At 72.5% G+C, this 7,041-nt stretch carries 4 protein-coding genes; 3 read left to right on the forward strand and 1 reads right to left on the reverse strand.

The window, feature by feature from the left end:
- Positions 1 to 299: transposase domain-containing protein (locus CRP55_RS37255; RefSeq protein WP_179855228.1), on the reverse strand; the 299-nt coding region annotated here is incomplete at its 3' end.
- A gap of 40 nt (positions 300 to 339) precedes the next feature.
- Between CRP55_RS37255 and CRP55_RS37260 the strand changes: the two genes are divergently transcribed.
- From CRP55_RS37260 to CRP55_RS37275, 3 genes are all read left to right on the forward strand, one after another.
- On the forward strand, positions 340 to 990 hold the full coding sequence (locus CRP55_RS37260; protein ID WP_097326705.1) for a DUF6082 family protein: 651 nt from the start codon (positions 340 to 342) through the stop codon (positions 988 to 990).
- Positions 991 to 1,583: 593 nt separating this feature from the next.
- Positions 1,584 to 4,343 carry an ATP-binding protein gene (locus CRP55_RS37270; RefSeq protein ID WP_245923622.1) on the forward strand — a complete coding sequence of 920 codons (2,760 nt, stop codon included), beginning with the start codon at positions 1,584 to 1,586 and terminating at the stop codon, positions 4,341 to 4,343.
- Positions 4,340 to 7,041: AAA family ATPase (locus CRP55_RS37275; protein WP_097326708.1), on the forward strand; the 2,702-nt coding region annotated here is incomplete at its 3' end. The genes CRP55_RS37270 and CRP55_RS37275, both read left to right, overlap by 4 nt.

The following is a 7,041-nucleotide window of genomic DNA, read 5'->3' on the forward strand; positions in this document are numbered from 1 at the left end:
GTGATAGACCCGGACCAGGCCACATCCGTCTCGTCCGGGCCGGCCCCGGACCAGCCCAGCCCGTCGATCAACTGCCGCAGCACTTCCTCGTAACCATGCTCACGCCACAACCACATCGCCAGGGTGAAATACACCGTCAACCGGGCCGGCAACGACCGTTTCCGCAGCTCACGAGCCTTCGCCTGGTCGATGACCGCATCCACCAACTCCGGCGGGAACGTCTTAGTCAACACCCCGATAGCCACCCGGTCAGGCAACCTGTCCCGCGCCGCCTTGACCACCCTCGTCGCCCCAGCCACGACCAGAGATCATAGACCACATTGGACTAAAGAAGCGCCATTGGCCTTGACCCGGTATTCGTACTGGCTTGCCGGCACGTTCGTGATCTCATTCCTGACGCTTGTCGCCGGCGTCGGAGCCGCTGCGGCCCTTGGCCGTCAAGGAGCGGCTGAGGACTGGCGAAGATGGGGGGACGTCGGACAGACCTTCGGCGTCCTCAGCGCGATCATCAGTAGCCTCGCCCTGATCGCCGTGGTTCTCGGCGCCCGCATCCAGCACCGCGAGATGCAGCGCAGCTCAGCTGCGGGGATGAGCATGGTCCATCTCGAAATACTTAAGATGAGTATCGCCGATCCTCAACTGGCCGCCGTCTGGCCGGAGTTCCGTCACGGGCTCTCGGAGACGGAGAATCGACAGTACCTCTATGCGAATATCATTTATCAGTTCCAACTGACCTCCCTCCGACTCGAGAACGCGACCGACGAAGAAGTGCTCTCCTGCATGCGCTACATCTTCCGGAGCCAGGCGATGAGGGACTATTGGGCGGCCGCCGCCGAAGGGAGAAGCTCTCTGGTCCCTGGCAGCTTCGAACATCGCTTCGCCAGTAAGATCGACGAACTTTGCCGAGACATCAACGCCGCAGTCGCGGCGAACAGCCGGAGTGCCAGACCACAAAGCGATCATCTCCACTCCGTGGAAGCGTCCGCCTGACCACAGGCTCCGAGGCGCCGGTCAGCCGCATCGCGCCCAAGATGTGATTCCCACCGAAGCCCTCATCGCACATACTGTCCGCCCGAGACCTATTCCTCGCGCCTAAGGTGGACTCTCGGTACAGAGTTCTGTACTATGCCGGAAACGGATTTTCGGCATATAAGGACTCATAAGTGGAAATTACGCGGCGACTCGGGCTGTCTCCCCGGGAGCGCGGGTCTCTGAGCAATGCGACTTGCCCCGACATCTTCGAACTGTCCAACGGCGACTTCGCTGTGATCGGAACCGACATGACCCAGACGCTCGACGGGATCCTTCCGGCCGACGCCGCTCGAGCCGATCATGAGCGCATCGTCGTCGTCTCCCGGGAGACCCTCATCGCGGCTCGCCGCGACATCCCCGAGGCCTGAAGAACAACCCGATGTCCCCGGCCGCACGGCGGCCGGGGACATCGGTGTCTCTGGAGGCAGACCACCTCTGCCCGTTTCAAACCTCCCCCGCTGAAACCGTGATGTAGGTCATAGGCTGCCGCTCGGCGCATGGTCAAGACTGGTGCGTCATCGCGTTCGGCCTGCTCAGCCCGGGGGGAGCTTGTGCGGCAAAGGCGGTACGGAGGGGCCGGGCCGCTCGTCGGGCGGCGGGCGGAATGTGCCGTCCTCGACCGGGCGATCAAGGCGGCCCGGGACGGGGAGAGCCGCGTTCTCGTGCTGCACGGCGCGCCGGGGGTCGGCAAGTCGGCCCTGTTGGGCCATGCGGAGCGGCAGGCGGACGGCCTGCGGGTGCTTCGCGGGGCCGGCGTCGAGTCCGAGATGGAGTTGCCGTACGCCACGCTGCACCAGCTCTGCGCGCCACTGCTCGGCGACGGCTGCGCCCGCCGCCTGCCTTCTCTGCAGCGTGAGGCGCTCGAGACGGTCTTCGGGCTGCGGGCCGGCGAGCCGCCGGAGCGGTTCCTGGTCGGGCTGGCCGTGCTCACCCTGCTCTCCGAGGCGGGCGGCGAGCGGCCCCTGCTCTGCCTGATCGACGACGCCCACTGGATGGATCAGGCCTCGGCCCGGGTCGTCGGCTTCGTCGCCCGCCGGCTGCTGGCCGAGCCGGTCGCCCTGCTGTTCGGCGCGCGGCAGCGGGGCCCGGTGCTGAGCGGCCTGCCCGACCTGGAGGTCGAGGGGCTGCGCGACGCCGATTCACACGCGCTCCTCGAGACGGTCACCCGGTTCGGCCTGGATCAGCACATCCGGGACCGCATCGTGGCCGAGACGCGGGGCAACCCGCTCGCTCTGCTCGAGTTGCCGCGCGGGCTGAGCCGCACCGAGATGGCCGGCGGCTTCGGGCTGCTCACCGCCGAGGCCCTGCCGCGGCGCATCGAGGCCAGCTTCCTGGGCCGGGTGGCGGCGCTGCCCGCGCCGACCCGGTCGCTGCTGCTGATCGCGGCGGCCGAGCCGGTCGGCGATCCGGTGCTCCTGTGGCGGGCCGCCGAGCGGCTCGGCGTTGCGGTTGGGAGCGCTCTCATCGAGGGCACCGACGGGCTGCTGACGATCGAGGAGCGGGTGACCTTCCGCCATCCGCTCGTGCGTTCGGCGGTCTATCAGGCGGCGGGGGTGGACGACCGGCGCTCCGTCCATCTGGCCCTGGCCGAGGTGACCGACGCCGCGACCGATCCCGACCGCCGGGCCTGGCATCTGGCGGCGGCCGCGGCCGGGCCGGACGAGGCCGTCGCGGCCGAGCTGGAGCGCTCGGCCGAGCGCGCACAGGCCCGGGGTGGGCTGGCCGCCGCGGCCGCCCTGCTGCAACGCGCCGTCGCGCTCACCACCGATCTCACGCGCCGGGCCGACCGGGCCGTCACCGCCGCCGGCGCCACCCTCCAGGCCGGTGACCTGGAGGCGGCCCGTCGCTACGCGGGCATCGCCGAGCGGGAGGCCCGCTCGGAGTTCCAACGGGCCAAGGCTCATCTCGTACGCAGTCAGATCGCCTTCGCCGCGGGGCTCAATCAGGAGGCGCCGCCGTTGCTGCTGGCCGCGGCCCGCCGGCTCGAGCCGTTCGACATGGACCTCGCCCGCGAGATCTACCTGTACGCCTGGGGCGCCGCCTCCCTGCTCGCCGCCGACGCGGACAGCCTCATGGCCGTCTCCCAGGCGATCAAGGCACTGCCGCCCCGCGACGGCGAGCCGGGCGTGCTCGACCTCGTGCTGCGCGGCTGCGCCCTGCTGGTCACCGACGGGCGTGAGGCCGCGGTCCCGGTGCTCCAGCGGGCCCTGCCCGGCCTGCTCGAGCTACCGGCGGCCGACGTGCTCAAGTGGGGCTGGGTGGCCAACGGCGTCAGCTCGGCGGTCTGGGACGACCGGGCCATGCGAGCGATCTACCGCCGCTCGGCCGACGTGATCCGGGCCGTCGGCGCTCTGGCCGAGCTGCCGTTCTGCCTGTCCTCACTGGGCACCGCGACCACCTGGACCGGTGACTTCGCCGATTCCGCGGCCATCGCCGCCGAGGCGGACACGGTCGCCGCCGCCACCGGGGTGCCCCTGGCGCCGTACGTCCGGCTCCGGATGACCGCCCTGCAAGGGCGTAAGGACGAGGCCCTGGAGCTGATCGACGCGACGGTGCGCGAGGCCGGCGCGAGCGGGCAGCTGATGGGTGTCACCGTCGCTCAGTGGGCGGCGGCGGTGCTCCACAACGGGCTCGGCGACTACGAGAAGGCGGCGGCCTCGGCCCGGGCCAGCACCGAGATCGCCGAGCTGTGGGTCTCGGTGTGGGCGCTGCCCGAGCTCATCGAGGCCGCCGCCCGCACCGGCGACGAGAAACAGGCCCGCGCGGCCCTCGACCGGCTGACGGAGGCGGCCGCCCCGTGCGACACCGACTGGGCGCAGGGTGTCCTGTCCCGCTCACGGGCGCTGCTCGACGGCGGCGACGAGCTCCACCTGGAGGCGATCGACCGGCTCAGCCGCACCCCGCTGCGGCCGGAGCTGGCCCGCGCCCACCTGGTCTACGGCGAGTGGCTGCGCCGCGAGCAGCGCGGCGCCGAGGCCCGCGACAACCTCACCACCGCGTACGAGATGTTCCAGGCCATCGGCATGGAGGCGTTCGCCGAGCGGGCCCGCCGCGAGCTGCTGGGCGCGGGCACGTCCGTGCGCAGGCAGCGGGCCGACGCCCCGGCCGGCGACGATCTGACGCCGCAGGAACGGCAGATCGCGATGCTCGTGCGCGACGGCTTCTCCAACCCGGAGATCGGCACCCGGCTGTTCCTGAGCCCGCGCACGGTCGAATGGCACCTGCGGAAGGTCTTCGCCAAGCTCGGTGTCGCCTCGCGCCGGCAACTGCGCGACGCGATCCCCCGTACCGAAACCGAGGTTCCCGCATGACCGGCACCGTGCTCGTCGACCGGAAGGAGGAACGCGCCGTCATCGATGAGCTGGTCGAGGCCGCCGGCCGCGGCGAGAGCCGGGTGCTCGTTCTGCGCGGGGCGGCCGGGATCGGCAAGTCCGCCCTGCTGGACTACGCGCAGAGCAGCGCGGCCGGGCACCGCGTGCTGCGCACGACCGGCGTCGAGTCCGAGATGGAGCTGGCCTTCGCCGCCCTGCATCAGCTCCTGATGCCGCTGCTCGACCGCCTTCCCGGGCTGCCCGGGCCACGCCGTGACGCGCTCGAGGTCGTCTTCCGGATGCGCGAGGGCGCCGCGCTCGACCCGTTCCTGGTCGGCGTGGCCGTGCTCAACCTGCTGTCGGACGCCTCCGAGCACGCTCCTCTGCTCTGTGTGGTCGACGACGGGCAATGGCTCGACCAGGCGTCGGCCCAGGTGCTCGGCTTCGTCGCCCGGCGGCTGCTGGCCGAGTCCATCGTGCTGCTGTTCTCCGCCCGTGAGCCCGGGCCCGAGCTGGGCGGGCTGCCCGAGCTGGAGGTGGCCGGCCTGCCGGAGGCGGACTCACACGCCCTGCTCGCCTCGGTCACGCGCGCGCCGCTCGACCGGGAGGTCCGCGACCGGATCGTGGCCGAGACCCACGGCAACCCGCTCGCCCTCATCGAGCTGCCGCGCGGGCTGTCACCGACCCGGATGGCCGGAGGTTTCGGGCTGCTCGATCCCTCGGCGCTGCCCGGCCAGATCGAGGAGAGCTTCCTCGGCCGCATCGCCGGGATGCCCCCGCCGGCCCGCCTGCTCCTGCTGCTGGCAGCCGCGGAACCGGTCGGCGACCCCGATCTGCTGGGCCGCGCCGCCGCCCGGCTCGGGGTCGCCCTCACGGTCGACGGAACCGACGGGTTGCTCACCATCGACGATCGGGTCACCTTCCGCCATCCCCTGGTGCGCTCGGCGGTCTACCGCGCCGCCGCCGCCGAGCAGCGGCGGGCCGTCCACTTCGCGCTGGCCGAGGTCACCGACCCGTCGGTCGCGCCGGACCGGCGCGCGTGGCATCTCGCCGCCGCGGCCGCCGGCCCGGACGAGGACGTCGCGGCCGAGCTCGAGCGGTCCGCCGGCCGGGCACAGGCCCGCGGCGGCGTGGCCGCGGCGGCCGCGTTCCTCCAGCGGGCGGTGGCGCTGACCGCCGACCCACGGCGGCGTACGGGCCGGATGCTCGCCGCGGCCGAGGTCGCGTTGCGGGCCGGCGAGTTCGCCGACGCGCGGCGGCTGGCCGCCGCCGTGCGCGGCCGGCCGCTCGACGACATGCAGAGCGGCCGCGCCGGTGTCCTGGACGCCCAGCTCACGTACGCCTCCGGCGGCGGGCCCGCCGCCGCTGTCCCGTTGCTGCTGGCCGCCGCGGAGCGGTTCGCCGGGACGCAGCCGCGGCTGTCGCGGCAGACCTTCCTGCACGCGTGGGCCATGGCGAACGTCGCCGGCGACCCGGATCTGCTGCTGACGGTCTCCCGGGCCGCCCTCGCCGTGCTGCCGCCCGGCGGCGAGGATCCGCTGGACCTCATCGTCAGCGCCGTGACCCTGATGGTCACCGACGGCCGCGCCGCCGCCGCACCGATCCTGCACCGGGCCGCCGGGGCCATCCTCGCCATGCCCCTGGCCGATGTGGTCGGCTGGGGCCGCGCCTCGACCGCCGCCTTCGTCGGCGTCTGGGACATGGAAGGACTGGGCACCATGGCCGCCCGCCAGGTCCGGCTCGTGCGTGCGGCCGGCGCCCTTCAGAGCCTGCCGGAAAACCTGATCGCCCTCGGCCACGCCCTGCTCTGGGCGGGCGACTTCGACGCGGCCGGCGCCACCTATGAGGAGGGGCGGACCATCTCGGAGGCGACCCGGCGCGCGGCTCCCCCGCCGTACATCATCATGCGTCTGCGCGCCTTGCAGGGACGCGAGACCGAGGCGGCCGGCCTGATCGCCGAGACCTTGCGCGCCTCGAGCGCCGCCGGTCTGGGGTCGGGCGTGACCGCCGCGCGCTGGTCGGCGGCGATCCTCTACAACGGCCTGGCCCGTTACCCGGAGGCGATGCGCTACGCCGTCGAGGCCGAACAGAGGTACGACCCTTGGCACTCCATCTGGATCCTGCCTGAGCTGATCGAGGCGGCCAGCCGCAACGGCGAGGACGCAGTGGCCCGTGCGGCCCTGGAGCGCCTGGTCGAGACCACGGCGCCGTTCGGCGGTGACTTCCCGCGCGGCCTTCAGGCACGCAACGAGGCCCTGGTCGCCGACGGCGACGAGGCCGGCCGCCTCTACCGCGAGGCGATCGACCGGCTCGGGCGGACGAGGCTGCGGACCGAGCTGGCCCGGGCCCATCTGCTGTACGGCGAGTGGCTGCGGCGCCGCCGCAAGCGTGTCGACGCGCGGCTGGAGTTGCACACCGCCTACGAGATGTTCGTGGCCATCGGCATGCAGGCCTTCGCCGAGCGCGCCCGCCGCGAGCTGCTGGCCACCGGCGAGACCGTCCGCCGGCACCGGGATCAGGCCGCGCCCGGCGAGGAGCTGACCGCCCAGGAACGCCAGATCGCCACGCTGGTCCGCGCCGGCTATTCGAACCCGGAGGTGGGCGAGCGGCTGTTCCTGAGTCCCCGTACGGTCGAATGGCATCTGCGCAAGGTCTTCGGCAAGCTCGGCATCGAGTCCCGCCGCCAGCTGCGCGACGT

The organism is Paractinoplanes atraurantiacus, from assembly GCF_900215205.1.
GTDB classification, from domain to species: domain Bacteria; phylum Actinomycetota; class Actinomycetes; order Mycobacteriales; family Micromonosporaceae; genus Actinoplanes; species Actinoplanes atraurantiacus.